We start from the raw sequence: 17,098 nt of genomic DNA on the forward strand, positions 1-17,098 counted from the left end.
CCTCCCGCACCCGCACGGCCCCCATCCGCGTATCCCCTGGAGCAAGGAGCTCTGAACAACCATGTCCAAGCACTTCGAGATCGTCCGTGAATTCGAGGTCGACGCCAGCCCGTCGCAGGTCTGGGACGCCATCACCACCGGTACCGGGGGCTGGTTGTGGCCCATGGAGTACGAGCCCAAGGAGGGCGGCGCGGCGCCGTTCGGCGGGACCGTGGTCGCGTGGGACCCGCCGCACCGGCTGACCGGGCGCACCGAGGACGCCGAGGGCATCTCGGTGCAGACCTTCAACCAGGTCGACCACCTCATCGAGCCCCGCGAGGGCGGCGGTTCATGGGTGCGGTACGTGCACAGCGGCATCCTCGTCGAGGACTGGGACAACCAGTACGACGGCGCGAACAAGCACACCGACTTCTACATGCACACCCTGCGGGAGTACCTGCGGTACTTCACCGGCCGCATCGCCGTCTTCGGCGGCGCGGAAGGCCCGAAGGCGTCCGGCGCGCCCGACGCCTTCGAGACGGCGGCCCGCGCGCTCGGGCTGGCGGACGACGCGGCCGAGGGCGCGACCGTACAGGTCGAACTGCCGGGCGCTGGACGGGTGGAGGCCGTGCTCGACTTCCGCAACCCGTACTTCATCGGGCTCCGCACCGACCAGGCGATGTACCGCTTCTTCGGCCGCAACCACTTCGGCGCGACGGTCGGCGTGAGCGTGCACGACTTCGCGCCGGGCGCCGACGCCGAGCGGATCGGCGCGGACTGGACGCGCTGGCTCGCCGGGGTCTACGCGTAACGCCCCCTCCCGCGGCCGGAGTCGGGCCTTCGCCGTACCGGAAATCCGTTATCCCCGCCGCTCACCGGCCGTCTCCTGATCGCCGGTGAGTCGGCATGTGCGGGACGTACGGGATGCGCTGGCCACAGGCATCAACGGTATTGACGGCGGCCACGGCGGCCACGGCGCGGAGGAAGCGATGGGACGCAGAGCTCGGCACGGCGGACGATCACGGCGCGGTGCCGTGTCGGCGGCGGTGGCGCTGGCCGTCGCGGCCCTGTGCGTGGCGGTCTGGGTGGTCTCCGGCCAACGGCCTGGCGGCGGTTCGGCCGACACCTCGGCCACGGCGGGCGCCGCGCCCGTATCGGCGGGGCAGGTCACGACCACGGCCGCGCCGTCCGTGACACCGACCGTCACCGCCTCCGCGACGACCGCCGCCAAGAAGCCGAAGCCGACCGCTTCCCGGCAGCCCCCGCGGCCGACCGCGACGCGCACCGCCGCGCCGCCCGCCGGTACGAAGCTCCCACCGCGTTCCGGCACCCGGGTGTTCACCTTCGTCAACGACGTGGACCAGACGATCTGGCTCGCCTCGGGCGAGCAGACCGCCCGGCCCGCGCTCACCACCACCGGCTGGGTCCTGCGCCCTGGGCAGACCCTCGGCGTCCGCGTGCCCGACCACTGGAACGGCCGCTTCTGGGGCCGTACCGGCTGCTCCTTCGACGCCTCGGGCCGCGGCCACTGCGAGACCGGCGACTGCGACGGCCGCTTCCAGTGCCCCGGTTACGGGGTGATCCCGGCGACGCTGGCGGAGTTCAACCTCAACTCGTGGGACGGGATGGACTTCTACGACGTCAGCCTCGTCGACGGCTCCAACCTCCCGATGTACATCAACCTCGTCGGCGGTACGACGAAGGACCCGATCTCGGCGAACGGCTGCTCGGCCGCGGGCTGCACCCACGCCGTGGACTGTCCGGCCGCCCTCCAGGTGACGTCCGGTGGCCGGGTGGTCGGTTGCGAGTCGCCCTGCGGGGTCTTCGACACCGACCAGTACTGCTGCCGCGGCACGTGGGCGCCGCGCTCGATGTGCCTGCCCGACCAGTGGCCGGTGAGGTACGCGGACGTGTTCAAGAGGGCCGAGCCGTTCGCGTACTCGTACGGGGACGACGACGCGACCAGCACCTTCACCAGCCGGGGCGAGGCCGGGTACCGGATCACTTTCGGGCTGAGCCGCTGATGCGCTGATGCGGTGATGCGGTGATGCGGTGATGCGGTGATGCGGTGATGCGGTGATGCGGTGAGCCGCTGAGCCGCTGAGCCGGTGAGCCCGTGAGGCACCCGAAGGGCCCGACCGGCCGGTCGGGGAGGACGTACCGACGCCGTATGTCAGGGCGGAGTCGGGGGCGGGAAGGGCGGCGGCCGTGACCGGCGCCGGGACGACGACGCGGGCGGCGCGGAAACCGCCGTCGTCGGCCCGGCCGACCGGGGACGGCCGCCGCCGATCCGCGATGAGTTTCGGCCGCGCCCGCGGTCCTATGGGGAGCAGCGGGCCCGTGTCCCGGGCGCGCCCCGACGAAAGCAGGCGTGAACGATGGCGACCTTCGTACTCGTCCCCGGCGCGGACGGCCGCGCCTGGGGCTGGCACCGGCTCGTACCGGAACTGCGCGCCCGCGGGCACGAGGCGGTGACGCTCGACCTGCCCGAGGACAGCGCCGCCGACCTCGACGCCTACGCGGACGCGATCGTGGCGGCGTGCGGCGACGTCGACCGGCTGGCCCGGCCGCTGGTCCTCGTGGCGCTGTCGCTCGCCGGATTCTCCGCGCCGCTGGCCTGCGAGCGGCTGCGCGCCGACCGGCTCGTACTCCTCAACGCGATGGTGCCGCTGCCCGGCGAGACGGCGGGGGAGTGGTGGGACCACACCGGCCAGCAGGCCGCGCGCGAGGCGTACGCGCGGGAGGAGGGACGCGACACCGCGTTCGACGTGCGCGTCGACTTCTTCCACGACGTGCCGCGGGAGATCACCGAGGAGGCCATGAACTCCGCCCCGTCGGGCGGCGCGCCGGAACGGGTCTTCACGCAGCCGTGGCCGCTGACGGCGTGGCCCGATGTGCCGACCCGCTTCCTCCAGGGCGCGCAGGACCGCTTCTTCCCGCTGGAATTCCAGCGGCGGCTGGGCAAGGAGCGGATCGGCGTGGACGTCGAGCAACTGCCCGGCGGGCATCTGCTCGCGCTGAGCCGGCCGCGCGAGCTGGCGCAGGCGCTGGTGCGGGACGTGTGAGCCGCGTGCGGTCGGCCGCGTAACGGCGACTTCCCCCCGGCCTGGGGGACTTCCTGGCGCAGAGGCCACTGCCCGGCGGGCTTCCCGGCAGGGAGGGGGCTTTCCGACTTCCTGTACAGTTGTCCAGGAAGTCGGGGAGTGGGAAGTCCGGTCAACGGAAGGCGTGGTGCACGGTCGTGAAGGTCGTCGCGGGAATCCTGGTCGGCGCGGTCGCCGCCTTCCATGTGTACGCGCTCGTGCTGGAGATGTTCCTGTGGCGCGGTCCGCGCGGCCGGGCGCTGCACGGGCTCGACGACGAGGGCGCCAGGATCACCGCGCCGCTCGCCGCCAACCAGGGCCTCTACAACGGCTTCCTGGCCGCCGGACTCGTCTGGGGCCTGATCGCCTCCGACCCGGTGGGCTTCCAGGCGCGGGTGTTCTTCCTGTGCTGTGTGATCCTGGCGGGTGCGTACGGCGCGGCGACCGCGTCCCGCAAGATTCTCTTTGTGCAGTTCGCGCCCGCGGTCGTGGCGCTGGCGGCGGTGCTTGTGGCTGGATGAGGGGTGTGATCGCTACGGGTGAGGTGAGCGGGGGGCGCGCGACGTCCGATCCCCGTACGCTCAGGACCCGCGCCCGGCTGCGGGCCGCGCTGCTCGACGAGTGCGCGCAGCGCCCGCTGGAGCAGGTCAGCCTGTCGGCGGTGGCGCGCCGCGCGGGGGTCGGCCGGGCGACCCTGTATCTGCACTACGACGGTCTCCAGGCGCTCGCGGTCGACGCCTGCGCCGACGTCGTACGGGAAGCGGTCGACGCGCTGCACGCCTGGACCGCGCCGCCGGGGCCCGACGCGCCGCCCGCGCCGCTGGCCGAATTCCTCGCCGTCGTGGCCGGGCGGGCCGACCTCTACCGCGGTCTGATCGCGGAAGGCGGCGGCGGCCCGCTCGGCGCGCTCCTCCACGACGAACTCCGCGCTCGTTCGTTCGCCGACCGCACCCGCGCGGGCGCCCCGTCGCCCGCGCTCGCCGCCTCCGCCACCGCGGCCGTGTTCACCGGCCTGCTCGCCGACTGGCTGCACGGCCGTCTGGACCTTTCGCCGGACGCCTTCGCCGCTCACGTCTGGCGGCTGCTGGTCGCGATCCACCGCGCCGTCCGCTGATCCTTCGCTGACGCCCGGTCAGGGCGTACGGTGTGCGCGGCGGGTGCGGACGGTGGGGGATATGCGGGGCAAATCGGGCGAGAGGTCACCCTGGGTGGTGCATATGGGTCTGAGTTTGCGAGGATCGCCGGGATGACTTCCGCTCCCGCGGGCTCCTTCGCTGAGAGCCGCTCCACAGAAGGCCGTGGCCGAAACCGCCACCGGCGTCGGAAACATGTGCTGCGACGGAGGGCCGGGATCGGCGCCGCCGCGTTCGTCGTGCTGGCGGTCGTCGGCGCCGGATATGTGGTGATGGACCGGCACGGCGCGGGTTCCGCCGCCGCGGACAGCGGCAGGAACGGCGGCTCCGGGCACGGTCAGGCCGCGGTGCCCGGCGCGTCCGCCAAGGCCGCGGGCCCCGGCACCCTGAGCGTCAAGGACGAGGCGCCCACCGTGATCCCGGGCCTCGGCCCCAAGACCCGCTCCGCGATCCCCGCCGCCACCCGGCAGGTGCTGGTGGCCTCGGGCAAGGCCAAGAACTCCGCCGACTCCACCGTCACCCTGTGGTCCCGTACCGCCGACGGCCACTGGAGCGCGGGCGCGGCCTGGCCCGCGCACAACGCGCTGCGCGGCTGGACCGAAAAGCACCACTCGGGCGATCTGCACAGCCCCATCGGCGTGTTCACCCTCAGCGACGCGGGCGGCTTCGACGCCGATCCGGGCGCCAAGCTGCCCTACCACCACTCGTCCGCCTTCCGCGCGGGCGGCGTCGGCTTCGACGGCGAGCCGCTGGACGCCGCCTTCGACTACGTCATCGCCATCGACTACAACCGCGTGCCCGGTACGTCCCCGCTCGACGGCACCCAGCCGCTCGGTGCCAACCGCGGCGGCGGCATCTGGGTCCACGTCGACCACGGCGGCCCGACGCACGGCTGCGTCAGCGTCTCCGCGGCGCACATGGTCGACCTCCTGCACACGCTCGTCCCGGCCGACCACCCGGTGATCGTGATGGGCGACCACGCCTCGCTGTCGGCGTAGTCCTCTCCCGGTCTCCGCGCCCGCTGACGGATCGCCGAGGCCGCGCATCCGCACGCCCGCCAGCGCACCGCGAATTGCGCCACCATGCCGACGGTGACCCGCCCGAACACGACCGAGAAGACCCACAGGGCGACACCCTCGCCCCGGGCCCCCGCCCACCGCCGCCCACGGGTCAGACACCCGAACTCCCGCCCACCCGCTCCGGCAGCCCGCCCACGACGTCATACGCCCGCTCCTCCGGCACCAGCCGCTCCGCCCCCTCGACGTCCCCGGCCCCGACCAAGCGGTGCACCTCCCGCGCCAGCGGCGTCACATCCCTGATCCCCACGATCCACGTGTCCGCGTACTCCCGCACCGCCTCGCCCGACAGCCCGAGTTGCAGCGACCGGTACGGCAACGGCCGCAGCCGCACGTCCCGTTCGGGGTCCCACTGCACCCGCGCGGGAGCGCGCTTGAGCTGCCGACGCCACGCGTCCCGGTCGGCGTGCACGTCGGGGGAGTAGTGGGACAGACACGCGTGCCGAAGCGCCCACTCGAATCCGTCACGGGTGATCTCCACCGCGAGCACCGTCTCCTGCCCCGCCTTGGCGGCCCAACCGCAGCGGTACATCATCCACAGGAACGACGGCTTGATCCACGTCATGCGGTCCCGGCTCCAAGCGGCGGGGAAGCGGCCGTCGCGGGCGGCGGGGAGGCCGATCGCGGGGGCGTACGCCTGGTAGACGGTGATCGTGGTGGGGGTGTGGAGGGCGCGGACGCGCCGGGCGGGTTCTCGCATGCGGACACAGTGCCGTCGAGGCGGTGGGGGCGGCCAGCGAATTGCGGGGCGGGAACGCCCGGCGAAGGGGGTGAGGGGAGGGCGGGGGCGGGGCGTTACTCCCCGGGGAGTACGGGTGGGGGCGGGGCGGGTTGACCGGGGGAGTACGGCAGAGGCATACCGCCGGGCGATGCGGCGCGGCGGCGTACGCGGGAGTCTGGTGAGGCACCCCGGACCGGCACACGGGTGGCCGGGAGTCCGGCCTCCGCCGGGGCTTTCGCACCCGCTCGCGAGGAGGCACGGCCATGGAAGACGAGCAGGAGCTGACGGACTTCGCGCGCCGATGGACCGAGGCGGAACGGCGCGGTGACGTGACCGCGCTGGACGCGCTGCTGACCGACGACTTCAGCGCGGTGGGACCGCGCGGCTTCGTCCTCGACAAGAAGCAGTGGCTCGACCGCTACGCCTCCGGCGCGCTCGTCCACGACGCCTTCACCTGGGCCGAGGTGACGATCCGTCAGTACGGGCGGGCGGCCGTCGCCACCGGAGTGCAGGGCCAGCAGAGCATCTTCGACGGGCGGGACGCGGACGGGTACTTCCGGGTGACGCAGACGATCGTCGAGACCGACGGCGTATGGCGGTTGGCCGCGCTCCACCTCAGTCCGACCGGCGACCGCCCGGGACCGGAGGCGTAGACGATGCGGATCAGTATCAGTGTCGCCCACGACGCCTGGCCCGAGGGACCGCGCGGCTCCGCACGGCAGTTGGAGCGGGTCGTCGCCACCGCCGACGAGATCGGGCTCGACACGGTGTGGGTCACGGACCATCTGACGCGGACGGACCTGACGCGGACGGACCTGACGCGGACGGACCCGACGCGGACGGACCCGACGCGCTCACCGGACGAGGCGGTCCTGGAGGCGTACGCGACGCTGGGACTCCTCGCGTCGCGCAGTGAACGGGTGCGGCTCGGCGCCATGGCGAGCCCGGTCGGCAACGGCGCGGCCGGCCCGCTGATCACGGCGGTCACGACGCTCGACGTCCTGTCCGGCGGCCGGGCCTGGCTCGGCATCGGCGCCGGATACGCCGACCACCAGGCCGCCGCGCTGGGCCCGCCCGCGCCCGGCGCCCCCGAACGCTTCGAGCGGATGGAGGACGTGCTGCGGCTCGCGCACCGGATGTGGTCGGGCGACGACAGCCCCTTCCGCGGCGCGCACTGCGACCTGGCCAGGCCGTACCCCAGTCCGCTGCCGCTCAGCGGCCCGCACCCGCCGGTGCTGATCGGCGGAAACGGCGAGGCCCGGATGCTGCCGCTGGTCGCGCGGTACGCCGACGCCTGCAATCTGCTCGACGTGCCGAACGGCGGCGCCACCATCCGCCGCAAGCTCGACATCCTCGCCGTGCACTGCCGCAAGATCGGCCGCCCGCTCGGCGACATCGACACATCCGTCAGCGTCAGGCTGCGGCCGCAGGAGTCGGCGGACGAACTCGTCGCGCACTGCCGCCACTTCGCCGGTCTGGGCATCGGGCACGTGGTGCTGGTGCCGGGCGGCCCGTGGACGGAGGCGTCGACGCGGACGCTGGCGGCGGCGCTGCCCGCGGTCCGCGGCCTGCACCGGGAGGAGGCGGCCGGGCCGGAGGCCGCCCGCCTCGACACCTACCGGGCGCCCGCGTTCGGCGGCGCCGTCCCCGTCTGAGCGGGACCGGAAAGGTCGGCGGAGAAGGAGCGGCACCCCACGGCCGGCGGTCGCCGTGGGGTGCCGTGCTGCGCGGCCGAGGCCGCGGCCGGCCCTGGAACCAGGACCGTCAGCCGTTGCCGCGCGGCAGGACGAGCGACTGGATCTGGGGAAGCCCCTTCCAGTCGTTCGAGGCGATCGTCGCGTGCGCCGCGGCGAGTTGGGCGATCCGCGCCTGAGCGTCGGCCGGGGACGGATTCGCGTCGTCCAGGGCGGGCGCGACATTCTGCGAGTCGGTCATCACGAGCAGGTAATGACGCGCGTCGTACCAGTTCGTGTCGACGTTGAGGAACGCCGAGGCGTCACCGTCGAAAATCACGAACCACGGGCGCAGCGAGGCGTCGGAGTAGCGCGAACGCGGGTCGCCCGACTGCACGTTGTGCACGGTCGGGAAGACCTGGGCGGTCGAGACGTGCCCCTTGAGGTAGCTCGCGTACTCGACGTCCGTCCACAGCGTGTCGGTCGGGTTGTTCTCCTCGACGGTGCCGGGGATGATCTCCAGGATCACCTTGCCCGCGAGTTGCTGCCGCGTCGGCCAGTTGCCCGCCTGGGCGGCCTCGTCGAGCGTGCTGTAGCTGCCGCCGCCGGGCTTGGCCAGCAGGTCGGACGGCTTGAACACCAGGCTGCCGAGGTGCGCGCTGATCGACTGGTCCAACTTGGCAGGGCTCATGCCGAGGTTGGCCTGGAAGCCCGCCTTCATCTCCAGCTTGATCATCAGCGGCGCGTGGCCGGGGTGCGCGCCGAGCCAGACGCGTACGTCGTCCAGGCAGCTCTCCAGGTCCTTGTTCGCGCCGCCCGTGTAGAGCTGCGACGGCGATGACGCGTCCACGCAGTTGTTGCCGTTGCTGGTCGGGCTGGAGTGGCTGACCTTCCACTCCTGGGTGAAGAAGTCGTCCCACACGTCCAGTTCGATCAGCGACGTGCCCGTGTCCAACGCCTGGGCGAGGTACGGGAAGGCGGCGGGGTCGTAGGTGTTGTGCAGGCCGGACGTCGTGGCGCCCGAGAACGGCAGGGAGCCGGTGTCAGCGGCGGACGCGGATGCGCCGCCTCCGGCTCCGGCGACGGTGAACGCCAGGCATGTGGTGAGCACGCCGAGCAGCGCCGTGCGCAGTCGTAGGGAAACTCGTCGGGACAGCGGACCGGTCACGTGTCCTCCAGTGGGGGGGTGTCTCTCCGTCCGGACGGTGACTGCCGAGCGTGAATCGACGGAGACATGTCACGTAACACGATCTGGATTCCGGCTGTCAGCTACGAATCGAGCCGATCTTCAACGGAATTGACGCCACGTCAGGGGCGGTTCGGTGGGTTGTGGGGCCCGCGTCACGTCCGTACCGCTTTCAGCTCGCGCCCAGCAGCCGCAGCGCCGCCGTGGTGGCCGCGGCGGCGAGCACCACCACGAGGAAGGGTGCCCGGCGCCACGCGCACAGACCGCCGACGGCGACCCCGGCCGGGCGGGCGGCTCCGGCGAAGCCGTGGCCCTCGGTGAGGGTGGAGGTGGCGACCAGGGCGGCGAGCAGCACGACGACGCAGAGCGCCATCAGCCGTTCCAGGCGCGGCGAGAGGGTGACGCGGGCGCGCAGCACGGGCCCGGCGAAACGGAAGGCGAAGGTGCCCGCGCCCAGGGCGACGGTGGCGAGCAGCAGGCTCGTCCCCGTACTCATCGTCCCGCTCCGGTCCGCGCGGCGGGGTCCGGCTCCTCGCGACGACCGCCCGCCCGCGCCGCTCCGACCCCGGCCAAGGCGAGCAACACCGGCAGTCCGGCGGGCAGATACGGCGTCGCGACGAGCGCGAGCACCACTCCGGCCAGCGCTGCCCCGCGCGTCGCGGAGTCGCCGAGGGACGGCAGTACCAGGGCCAGCAGCACGGCGGGGAAGGCCGCGTCCAGCCCGAAGGCGTCGGTGTCGCCGACCGCGCCGCCGCCCAGGGCGCCCAGGACGACACCGGCGTTCCAGCAGACGAACAGGCCGATGCCGCACGCCCAGTACGCCGCCCGCCGCCGTTCGGGTTCGCGCTGGGCGAGGGTGAAGGCCACGGTCTCGTCCGCCATCAGATGGCTGCCCGCGATGCGGCGGAGCGGCCCGGTGCCGAAGACGTCGCCGACCGCGAAGCCGAACGGTACGTGCCGCGCGTTCACGAGCAGGCCCGCGACGACCGCCGCCACCGGATTGCCGCCCGCCGCGACGATGCCGATGAACATGAACTGCGACGCGCCCGCGAAGACCACCACCGACAGCAGCATCGGCAGCCACACCGGCAGGCCGAGCCCCACGGCGATGGCGCCGAACGACACCCCGACGACGGCATCGGCGACGCAGACCAGGGCGATGTCCCGCACCAGGTCCTTCTCCGGAGTTCGCCATATCGAACGCATCGCCGTCTATAATGAACAGAGTGGGGATCGTTCGTCAAGGCGAACGAGTGGACTTGTTTGACGAACGAAGGGTGCGGCGATGGCGGCGGACAAGGGGGCGCACGCGTCAGGAGAGTCGGGGGAGCCGGGACGCGGCGCGGACGAGGGTGGACGGGAGCGGCAGAGCGGGCGGGCACCGCTGGCGGCCATCGCGGAATCCCTCCAGCGCGAGCGCCGCCGCGCGGGCCTGTCCCTCGCCGAGGTCGCCCGCCGTGCGGGCATCGCGAAATCCACGCTCTCCCAGCTCGAATCGGGCACCGGCAACCCCAGCGTCGAGACCCTGTGGGCGCTGAGCGTCACCCTGAACGTGGCCTTCGCCCAGCTCGTCGACCCGCCCCGCCCCCGCGTCCGCGTCGTCCGCGCGGGCGAGGGCGTCGCCTTCGCCGCCGAGCGCGCGGATTACGTGGCCACACTCCTCGCCTCCTGCCCGCCGCACGCGCGCCGTGACATCTACCTGGTGTCCGTACAGCCCGGCACCGCCCGCGAGTCCGACCCGCACGCGCCCGGCATGATCGAGCACGTGGTGCTCAGTACCGGCCGCGCGCTGGTCGGCCTCACGGACGATCCCGTCGAACTCCACCCCGGCGACTACATCGCCTATCCGGGCGACGAGCCGCACATCTTCCGCGCGTTGGAGCCGGACACCCTCGCGGTGCTCGTCCAGGAACACCACTGACGCCGCCCTGAGTCAACTCCGCGTGCAGTGCCCGTGGTGGCGGTGCGTCAGCCCGCGCGGAGCGTCAACGCGGCCGTGTGCAGGGTGCCTTGCGTGCGGAACTGGAGGAACAGCCGCCAGTCGCCCGCCGTCGGAAGCTCGGCGTGGAAGGCCAGTTCGGGGCCGCCGTGATCGCCGTTCACGGCCGTCGTCGGATGCAGGTGCGCGAACGCCAGATCACCGGCGTGGAACGCCGTCAGGTGCGCGTACGTCCCCAGGTACGGCTGGAGATCGGTCACCGGGCGGCCGTTCCTGGTCACGGTCACGGCCAGCGGATGCGCCATGCCCGACATGCCCGCCATGATGTCGCCCTTCACCGTCACCGTGTAACCGTCCACCGTGGCGCTGGTCTTGGGCGCGGGCAGCGGCACGGGCGACGAGGCGGCGCCGGGGACCGTGACCGTACGGCTCAGGACGACGTCCGTCCCCTTGCCGGGGCCCGCGTCCGGCGTGAAGGACGCGAAGAACCGCCACGCGCCGGGTGTGAGCGCCGCCAGCCGCGCCGTCCAGGTGCCGTCCTTCGCCATCCCCGGATGCACGTGCTGGAAGCCGGTGAGATCGGACCGGACGGCGTAGAAGTGCATCCGCTGCGTCTGGTCGAGCGCGAAGGCGGTCAACGGCCTGCCGTCGGGCGCGGTGACGGAGAAGCGGTACGTGGCGGGCGCACCGGAAGGCAGCCGCGCGTCGGGGGAGACGAGGCGGTAGCCGTCGCGGTCGGCGGACAGGCCGTTGGCGGAGGCTGGGGCGTCCATGCCGTCCATGCCGTCCATGCCGTCCATGCCGTTCGTGGAGGGCGTGGAGGGCGTGGAGGGCGTGGACGCGGGGGGCGACGTGGGGGACTCGGGTGACGACGCCGGGGCGTGGCCGTGTGCCTGGCCGGCGGTCGTGGAGGAGCCGCCGCCGCAGGCGGTCAGGCCGAGCAGCAGAGCGCAGGTCGCGGCGGTGGCCGCGAGGAGAGCGGGCCGGAGTGTTCGCATGATGCTCTTTCGGGTGAGCGCGCGGAAAACGGCGCGCGTATGGATGCGATGCGGACGGATGTGGGGGCGCGACACCGCACCGGGAACTCCCCGGCGCGGCGGGCCTCTTCACGTCCGCGCGACGCACACCCGCAGCAATATCGCCCGCCCGCCCGGCGGCGGAGCGCGCCGCCGGTCCCGAGACGGCGCGGTGCCGGAGGCGGCCAACCCCGCCCCCAGCAACGGCGGTACGGCGGAGGCGACCTGCGCCCAGCCGGTGAGCGGTGCCCGCGCGCGTACGGGCGTGGCCCAACACGAACCGCCGGAGCCGGTCTTGGCGACGTGGGGGGCGGGGGCCTGCGGCCGTACGTGCGGAGTCGAGTGGGTGGTGGCGGCGACGGGTGCGGTAGCGGACATCCGCGCGATACCCATGTCCGTGCCCATGTTCATGGCCATGGGCGCGCCGTGGCAGCCCTCGCTCGCGGAAGCCGGTGCGCCGTGCATGAAGAACAGCCCGAGCAGGACCGCGCACACCGCCAACAGCCGGGGCGTACGCGGCCGGTGCGCGTGTGCCGTACCGTCGCCGTCCGCTGTCACCCGGTTGACGATATACCCCCAGGGGGTGTCTTGTTCAGGCGGGTGCCCGCGTGTTAACGCTGCGGGTACACGGTCCATGTGCGATGCCCGCGACACATGGACACATGGACACGTAAACACGCAGACGGCCGACCGGAAGGCGCGAGAGATGTCCGTACGCAGCGAGCGCGAAGGCGCCGTCACCACCGTGGTGCTGTCCAGGCCGGAGGTGCGCAACGCGGTGGACGGGCCCACGGCCGCCGCGCTCGCGGACGCCTTCCGCGCCTTCGACGCGGACGAGGAGGCGGCCGTCGCCGTCCTCTGGGGCGAGGGCGGCACCTTCTGCGCGGGCGCGGACCTCAAGGCGATCGGCACCGCACGCGGCAACGCGGTCGCCGACGACGGCGACGGCCCGATGGGGCCGACCCGTATGCGGCTCGGGAAACCGGTGATCGCCGCCGTCTCCGGGCACGCCGTCGCGGGCGGTCTCGAACTCGCGCTCTGGTGCGACCTCCGCGTCGCCGAGGAGGACGCCGTGTTCGGCGTCTTCTGCCGCCGCTGGGGCGTGCCACTGATCGACGGCGGCACCGTACGGCTGCCCCGGCTGATCGGCGCGGGCCGGGCGATGGACCTCGTCCTCACCGGCCGTCCGGTCGACGCGGCGGAAGCCCTCGCCATCGGCCTCGTCGACCGCGTCGTCTCGCCCGGCACCGCCCGCGCCGCCGCCGAGCGACTCGCGGCCGAGATCGCCGCCTTCCCTCAGACCTGCCTGCGCGAGGACCGGCTCTCCCTGCTGGAGCAGGAAGGTCTGCCCGAAGAGGCCGCCCTGGCCGTGGAGTTGGCGCACGGCCGGACCTCCCTGACCGAGGCGGCGGCGGGCGCCTCCCGCTTCGCCTCCGGCGAGGGCCGCCACGGATCATTCACCTGATGCCGTAGGCCCGCTGTCGGCCGTACGCGCCGGCCCCGTAGTCCTGTCGGGGTCCCCGGACGGCCGCCCACGTGCCCGTTGTGCTCGCGGGCATGATCGTCTGGCTCAACGGCACCTTCGGCGTCGGCAAGACCACGACGTCCCGGCTGCTCACCGAACTCCGCCCCGACGCGCGGATCTTCGACTCCGAGACGGTCGGCTCCATGCTGCGCCCCGTCCTCGCCTCGGTCCCCGTCGCCGACTTCCAGGACCATCCGCCGTGGCGCGCCCTCGTGGTCGAGACGGCCGCGCAGATCCTCGGTTACGTCGGCGGGACGCTGGTCGTACCGCAGTCGGTGCTGGTGCGGGCGTACTGGACCGAACTGCGGGACGGGTTCGCGAAGTCCGGCATTCCGCTGCGGCACTTCGTGCTGCACGCCGACCCGTTGACGCTCGCCGCGCGGATCGACAACGACCCCGAGGGCACCGGCATCCGACGCTGGCGGCACGACCACGTCGCCCCGTACGCCGCCGCCCTCCCCTGGCTGCGCGAGGAGGCCGAGATCGTCGAGACGGCGGACGTCGCCCCCGACGAGGTGGCGCGGCGGATCGCTGGCGGCGCCTAGCACGCACGCCCGCCGCGTCGCCGGAACACCCGAATAGCTCCGCTATGAGGCCACCCCGGAGCCTTGCGCTCAAGGCCCCCGGACGGAGTCCGGGGAACACCACACGCCGCCTGGACCGCCCATGATCCGCCGGACACGCCTTAGGACGTAACGGCCGCGAAGCCGTGCGCCGTTCGCCCGTCGGCCCGGCGGGGTCATCCCCGGCCCAGCCGCAGGGCCCAGGCGAGGCAGCCGAGCGCGGCGGTCGTGGTCAGGACGCGGGCGACGTTCCAGCGCAGCCAGGCGGACTCGAACTGCTCCCGGACGGCGGCGAGATCGCGGATCTTCGACGAGTCGCCCGCCGCGGCGAGCTTGTCGTTGAGCGGGACGTTGAAGCCCATGGTGACGACGAGCGAGGCGGCGTAGAGGGCCACCCCGGCGATGATCCACGGCAGCGCGGGCCGTCCGTCGCCGCGCCAGTGCAGCGCCGCCGCGATCCCGCCCAGGACCAGGGCGCCGCCGAAGGCGAGGCTGAACCAGCCGTTGAGTATGGCCACGTTGACGCGTTGCATGGCCTCCACGAACGTCCGGTCGTCGGAGGCGGCGAGGCCCGGCATGACGGCGACGGAGAAGGCGAAGTACAGGCCCGCCATCAGGCCGGTGGCGAGCGTGGCGGCGAGCAGCACGAGACTGCGGATGTCGCCGGACATGGCAACTCCTCTGGGTCCTCGGGGACGAGCGGTCGGATTCCGGCCCGACTCGGGCCGCTGGTAGGCGGGTTGGCGGTCCCGACCGGAGCGGTCCTGCGGGAGCGGCCGCTCCCGGCGCGGCTGCCGCTCCGGGTCCGCCGCGCCGCCGCCGGACATCGGCTGAGGCGGCGGCGTACCGTACGGCCACGCCGCGTAATGCTGCTGGTGCGGAGCCTGTTGAGGTGGCTGCTGAGGTGGCTGTCGAGGTGCCCGCTGAGGTGTCCGGTCGCGGGGCGCGGTATGCGCGTTCGGTGTCATGGCCTCAGTGAAACGGCGGCGAGGGCGGCGGGACCATCGTCGAAAAGCTCACCCCCATGCGCGGGCGTCCAGTCCTAGGCTGGGCGCATGGACGCACTGGCGAATCTGCTGGACGGGCCGCGGGCCCGAGGCGCCTTCCTGCTGCGGTCGATCCTCACCCCGCCCTGGTCGCTGCGGATCGAGGACCGGGCGCCGCTGACGCTGGCCCTGATGGTGCGCGGCGACGGCTGGGTGGTGCCGGACAAGGGCGACCCCGTACGGCTGTGCCCCGGTGACATCGCGGTGATCCGCGGCCCGGAGCCGTACACGGTCGCGGACGCGCCGGCCACCGAGCCGCAGATCGTCATCCATCCCGGACAGGTCTCCGCGACCCCGCAGGGCGTCGAGTTGTGCGAGGAGATGGACCTGGGGGTCAGGACGTGGGGTGATGTGCCGCCCGAGGCGGTGGGTACGGTCGGCGCGCCGGGACCGGTGCGGTCCGTGTCGGGAGCCGTCGGCGTCGGCGCAGGTCAGAGGGGTGCCGGGACCGCCGAGGACTCCGTGGTGATGATCACCGGGACGTATCAGATGCGCGGCGAGATCAGCCAGCGGCTGCTCTCCGCCCTGCCGCACGTCCTGGTCATGCCGGGCGACGCCTGGGCCAGCCCGCTGCCCGCACTGCTCTGCGAGGAGATCGTCAGGGACGAGCCGGGGCAGGAGGTCGTCCTCGACCGGCTCCTCGACCTGCTGCTGATCGCGGTGCTGCGCGCCTGGTTCTCCCGCCCGGAGGCCGGCGCGCCCGCCTGGTACGTCGCCCAGAGCGACCCGGTCGTCGGCCCCGCGCTGCGCCTGCTGCACGACGACCCCGCGCACCCGTGGACGGTCGCGGCGCTGGCCGCCAGGACCGGCGTCTCCCGCGCCGCCCTCGGCCGCCGCTTCACCGATCTCGTCGGCGAACCGCCCATGTCGTACCTGACCAACTGGCGGCTCTCCCTCGCCGCCGACCTGCTGCGCGAGCCGGACGCCACCATTGGCGCCGTGGCCCGCAAGGTGGGATACGGCAGCCCCTTCGCGCTCAGCGCCGCCTTCAAGCGCGTCCGCGGCATCAGCCCGCAGCAGCACCGCGAGGGTGTGGTGGCGGAGGGGAGCGCGGCGTCCTGATCCGTCCGGCGGGCGCGCGGGGGCCTTCGGGGGGGCGCGTACGGGCGCCTCGTACGAATGCTGCGTCCCGCGCACCGTTCGGTTCGAGCCAGGGTATCGGGCCGGAATTGTTTAGGCTGGCTGCATGAAGGACTGGGATCTCCGCAAGCTGCAAATCCTCCGCGCGCTGCGCGACACCGGTACGGTCACGGCCGCCGCGGGCGCGCTGCGGATGACCCCGTCGGCCGTCTCGCAGCAACTGGCCGCGCTCTCCAAGCAGATCGGCACGCCGGTGTTGGAGGCGCGCGGTCGCGGCGTACGGCTGACCGGCGCCGCGCACGTCCTGCTCAGACACGCCGAGGTCGTCTTCGCGCAGCTCGAACGCGCGGGCGCCGAGCTCGACGGGTACGCACAGGGCGAGGTCGGCGTCGTGAAGGTCGGCGCCATCGCCACGTCCATCACGCGCCTGGTGGTGCCCGCCGCCCGGCTGCTGCGCCGCGACGCGCCCGGCATCACCTTGTCGGTGCGCGAGGCGGAGGCCGCCGAGGTGTACGAGGAACTGGCCGCCGGAGACGTGGATCTCGCGCTGTCGCTGGCCGTGGACGCGCCGACGGCCCGCGACACGCGCTTCGTGATCGCCCCGCTGCTCACCGACCCGCTGGACATCGCGCTGCCCGCGACGCATCCGCTGGCCGCCGCGCCGGGGCTGCGACTGGCGCAGCTCGCCGAGGACCCGTGGATCTTCGGAAGTCGCGGACCGTGGCGCGAGATCACCCTGGCGGCCTGCGCCGAGGCCGGATTCGTGCCGGAGCAGGCGCACGCCGCCGCAGACTGGCCCGCGATCTTCGCCCTGGTCGCGGCCGGAATGGGGATCGCGCTGGTGCCGCGGATGTCCGCGTCCGGCGCCCTGACCCAGGACTTGGCGGTACGGCCGCTGGACGTGGACCGGCCGCGGCGCCGGATCGTGGGCGCGGTGCGCGGCGGCTCGCAGGACGCCCCGCTGCTGCGGCGGACGCTGGGGGCGCTGCGGCGGGCCGCGGAGCTGGACCCGACCATGCAGTTGGACTGAACAATGGCTTCAGTAAGTTTCGATGGACGTGAAGGGTCGGGTCGGCCG

At 73.4% G+C, this 17,098-nt stretch carries 20 protein-coding genes; 13 read left to right on the forward strand and 7 right to left on the reverse strand.

Annotated elements, in window-relative coordinates; all coding sequences use genetic code 11:
• Positions 1–61: 61 nt before the first annotated feature.
• From ACZ4EF_RS10445 to ACZ4EF_RS10470, 6 genes are all read left to right on the forward strand, one after another.
• Complete coding sequence (locus tag ACZ4EF_RS10445; protein ID WP_355339231.1) at positions 62–790, forward strand: SRPBCC family protein; 729 nt, start codon at positions 62–64, stop codon at positions 788–790.
• Between the two features lie 178 nt (positions 791–968).
• Positions 969–2,003: a thaumatin family protein gene (locus tag ACZ4EF_RS10450; protein ID WP_467503844.1), complete on the forward strand. Its 1,035-nt coding sequence runs from the start codon at positions 969–971 to the stop codon at positions 2,001–2,003.
• A gap of 354 nt (positions 2,004–2,357) precedes the next feature.
• A complete protein-coding gene (locus ACZ4EF_RS10455; protein WP_467346307.1) occupies positions 2,358–3,044 on the forward strand; it encodes an alpha/beta fold hydrolase in 687 nt (228 codons plus the stop codon).
• 176 nt (positions 3,045–3,220) lie between these two features.
• On the forward strand, positions 3,221–3,583 hold the full coding sequence (locus tag ACZ4EF_RS10460; protein ID WP_355339239.1) for a DUF1304 domain-containing protein: 363 nt from the start codon (positions 3,221–3,223) through the stop codon (positions 3,581–3,583).
• Between the two features lie 5 nt (positions 3,584–3,588).
• Positions 3,589–4,176, forward strand: coding sequence for a TetR family transcriptional regulator (locus ACZ4EF_RS10465; RefSeq protein WP_467346305.1), 588 nt, complete (start codon positions 3,589–3,591; stop codon positions 4,174–4,176).
• 216 nt (positions 4,177–4,392) lie between these two features.
• Positions 4,393–5,193, forward strand: coding sequence for a L,D-transpeptidase family protein (locus ACZ4EF_RS10470; RefSeq protein ID WP_467346304.1), 801 nt, complete (start codon positions 4,393–4,395; stop codon positions 5,191–5,193).
• A gap of 172 nt (positions 5,194–5,365) precedes the next feature.
• Here ACZ4EF_RS10470 and ACZ4EF_RS10475 read toward each other — a convergent pair whose 3' ends face one another.
• Positions 5,366–5,971, reverse strand: coding sequence for a DUF4291 domain-containing protein (locus ACZ4EF_RS10475; RefSeq protein ID WP_467346302.1), 606 nt, complete (start codon positions 5,969–5,971; stop codon positions 5,366–5,368).
• A 284-nt stretch (positions 5,972–6,255) separates the two neighbouring features.
• Between ACZ4EF_RS10475 and ACZ4EF_RS10480 the strand changes: the two genes are divergently transcribed.
• Complete coding sequence (locus tag ACZ4EF_RS10480) at positions 6,256–6,645, forward strand: nuclear transport factor 2 family protein (RefSeq protein WP_355339250.1); 390 nt, start codon at positions 6,256–6,258, stop codon at positions 6,643–6,645.
• Between the two features lie 3 nt (positions 6,646–6,648).
• The gene (locus ACZ4EF_RS10485) at positions 6,649–7,647 is read left to right on the forward strand and encodes an LLM class flavin-dependent oxidoreductase (RefSeq protein ID WP_467346300.1); all 999 of its coding nucleotides are present in this window, start codon (positions 6,649–6,651) and stop codon (positions 7,645–7,647) included.
• Between the two features lie 109 nt (positions 7,648–7,756).
• Here the strand turns inward: ACZ4EF_RS10485 and ACZ4EF_RS10490 are convergent, their stop codons facing one another.
• From ACZ4EF_RS10490 to ACZ4EF_RS10500, 3 genes are all read right to left on the reverse strand, one after another.
• Positions 7,757–8,833 (reverse strand): phosphatidylinositol-specific phospholipase C domain-containing protein, encoded by a 1,077-nt coding sequence (locus tag ACZ4EF_RS10490; RefSeq protein WP_467346299.1) that lies wholly within the window; start codon positions 8,831–8,833, stop codon positions 7,757–7,759.
• Positions 8,834–9,023: 190 nt separating this feature from the next.
• Positions 9,024–9,347, reverse strand: a complete 324-nt coding sequence (locus ACZ4EF_RS10495; RefSeq protein ID WP_391051310.1) for an AzlD domain-containing protein — start codon at positions 9,345–9,347, stop codon at positions 9,024–9,026.
• Positions 9,344–10,057, reverse strand: coding sequence for an AzlC family ABC transporter permease (locus ACZ4EF_RS10500; RefSeq protein ID WP_401855964.1), 714 nt, complete (start codon positions 10,055–10,057; stop codon positions 9,344–9,346). The genes ACZ4EF_RS10495 and ACZ4EF_RS10500 overlap by 4 nt, the downstream gene beginning before the upstream one ends.
• 79 nt (positions 10,058–10,136) lie before the next feature.
• On the opposite strand from ACZ4EF_RS10500, the gene ACZ4EF_RS10505 reads away from it, so the two are divergent.
• Positions 10,137–10,772, forward strand: coding sequence for a helix-turn-helix domain-containing protein (locus ACZ4EF_RS10505; protein WP_355339265.1), 636 nt, complete (start codon positions 10,137–10,139; stop codon positions 10,770–10,772).
• 47 nt (positions 10,773–10,819) lie between these two features.
• Here the strand turns inward: ACZ4EF_RS10505 and ACZ4EF_RS10510 are convergent, their stop codons facing one another.
• Together ACZ4EF_RS10510 and ACZ4EF_RS10515 are read right to left on the reverse strand one after the other, a co-directional pair.
• The gene (locus ACZ4EF_RS10510) at positions 10,820–11,788 is read right to left on the reverse strand and encodes a hypothetical protein (protein ID WP_467346296.1); all 969 of its coding nucleotides are present in this window, start codon (positions 11,786–11,788) and stop codon (positions 10,820–10,822) included.
• 108 nt (positions 11,789–11,896) lie between these two features.
• Positions 11,897–12,364 carry a hypothetical protein gene (locus ACZ4EF_RS10515; RefSeq protein WP_467346295.1) on the reverse strand — a complete coding sequence of 156 codons (468 nt, stop codon included), beginning with the start codon at positions 12,362–12,364 and terminating at the stop codon, positions 11,897–11,899.
• A gap of 148 nt (positions 12,365–12,512) precedes the next feature.
• Between ACZ4EF_RS10515 and ACZ4EF_RS10520 the strand changes: the two genes are divergently transcribed.
• Entirely contained in the window at positions 12,513–13,271 is a 759-nt protein-coding gene (locus tag ACZ4EF_RS10520; protein WP_467346293.1) for a crotonase/enoyl-CoA hydratase family protein, read from the forward strand.
• A 92-nt stretch (positions 13,272–13,363) separates the two neighbouring features.
• Positions 13,364–13,876, forward strand: coding sequence for a P-loop nucleotide/nucleoside kinase family protein (locus tag ACZ4EF_RS10525; RefSeq protein ID WP_467503971.1), 513 nt, complete (start codon positions 13,364–13,366; stop codon positions 13,874–13,876).
• Positions 13,877–14,070: 194 nt separating this feature from the next.
• Here ACZ4EF_RS10525 and ACZ4EF_RS10530 read toward each other — a convergent pair whose 3' ends face one another.
• Positions 14,071–14,565 carry an anthrone oxygenase family protein gene (locus ACZ4EF_RS10530; protein ID WP_467503851.1) on the reverse strand — a complete coding sequence of 165 codons (495 nt, stop codon included), beginning with the start codon at positions 14,563–14,565 and terminating at the stop codon, positions 14,071–14,073.
• A gap of 384 nt (positions 14,566–14,949) precedes the next feature.
• Between ACZ4EF_RS10530 and ACZ4EF_RS10535 the strand changes: the two genes are divergently transcribed.
• Together ACZ4EF_RS10535 and ACZ4EF_RS10540 are read left to right on the forward strand one after the other, a co-directional pair.
• Positions 14,950–16,002: an AraC family transcriptional regulator gene (locus tag ACZ4EF_RS10535; protein ID WP_467503853.1), complete on the forward strand. Its 1,053-nt coding sequence runs from the start codon at positions 14,950–14,952 to the stop codon at positions 16,000–16,002.
• A gap of 124 nt (positions 16,003–16,126) precedes the next feature.
• Complete coding sequence (locus tag ACZ4EF_RS10540; RefSeq protein WP_355339283.1) at positions 16,127–17,050, forward strand: LysR substrate-binding domain-containing protein; 924 nt, start codon at positions 16,127–16,129, stop codon at positions 17,048–17,050.
• Positions 17,051–17,098: the final 48 nt, after the last annotated feature.

It is taken from the genome of Streptomyces sp. NPDC025721 (assembly GCF_055558595.1).

Coding starts and splice junctions, on each gene's coding strand:
- ACZ4EF_RS10445 (WP_355339231.1), top strand. CDS start 62: ATGTCCAAGCACTTCGAGATCGTCCGTGAATTCGAGGTCGACGCCAGC.
- ACZ4EF_RS10450 (WP_467503844.1), top strand. CDS start 969: ATGGGACGCAGAGCTCGGCACGGCGGACGATCACGGCGCGGTGCCGTG.
- ACZ4EF_RS10455 (WP_467346307.1), top strand. CDS start 2,358: ATGGCGACCTTCGTACTCGTCCCCGGCGCGGACGGCCGCGCCTGGGGC.
- ACZ4EF_RS10475 (WP_467346302.1), bottom strand. CDS start 5,971: ATGCGAGAACCCGCCCGGCGCGTCCGCGCCCTCCACACCCCCACCACG.
- ACZ4EF_RS10480 (WP_355339250.1), top strand. CDS start 6,256: ATGGAAGACGAGCAGGAGCTGACGGACTTCGCGCGCCGATGGACCGAG.
- ACZ4EF_RS10485 (WP_467346300.1), top strand. CDS start 6,649: ATGCGGATCAGTATCAGTGTCGCCCACGACGCCTGGCCCGAGGGACCG.
- ACZ4EF_RS10495 (WP_391051310.1), bottom strand. CDS start 9,347: ATGAGTACGGGGACGAGCCTGCTGCTCGCCACCGTCGCCCTGGGCGCG.
- ACZ4EF_RS10500 (WP_401855964.1), bottom strand. CDS start 10,057: ATGCGTTCGATATGGCGAACTCCGGAGAAGGACCTGGTGCGGGACATC.
- ACZ4EF_RS10505 (WP_355339265.1), top strand. CDS start 10,137: ATGGCGGCGGACAAGGGGGCGCACGCGTCAGGAGAGTCGGGGGAGCCG.
- ACZ4EF_RS10510 (WP_467346296.1), bottom strand. CDS start 11,788: ATGCGAACACTCCGGCCCGCTCTCCTCGCGGCCACCGCCGCGACCTGC.
- ACZ4EF_RS10520 (WP_467346293.1), top strand. CDS start 12,513: ATGTCCGTACGCAGCGAGCGCGAAGGCGCCGTCACCACCGTGGTGCTG.
- ACZ4EF_RS10525 (WP_467503971.1), top strand. CDS start 13,364: ATGATCGTCTGGCTCAACGGCACCTTCGGCGTCGGCAAGACCACGACG.
- ACZ4EF_RS10530 (WP_467503851.1), bottom strand. CDS start 14,565: ATGTCCGGCGACATCCGCAGTCTCGTGCTGCTCGCCGCCACGCTCGCC.
- ACZ4EF_RS10535 (WP_467503853.1), top strand. CDS start 14,950: ATGGACGCACTGGCGAATCTGCTGGACGGGCCGCGGGCCCGAGGCGCC.
- ACZ4EF_RS10540 (WP_355339283.1), top strand. CDS start 16,127: ATGAAGGACTGGGATCTCCGCAAGCTGCAAATCCTCCGCGCGCTGCGC.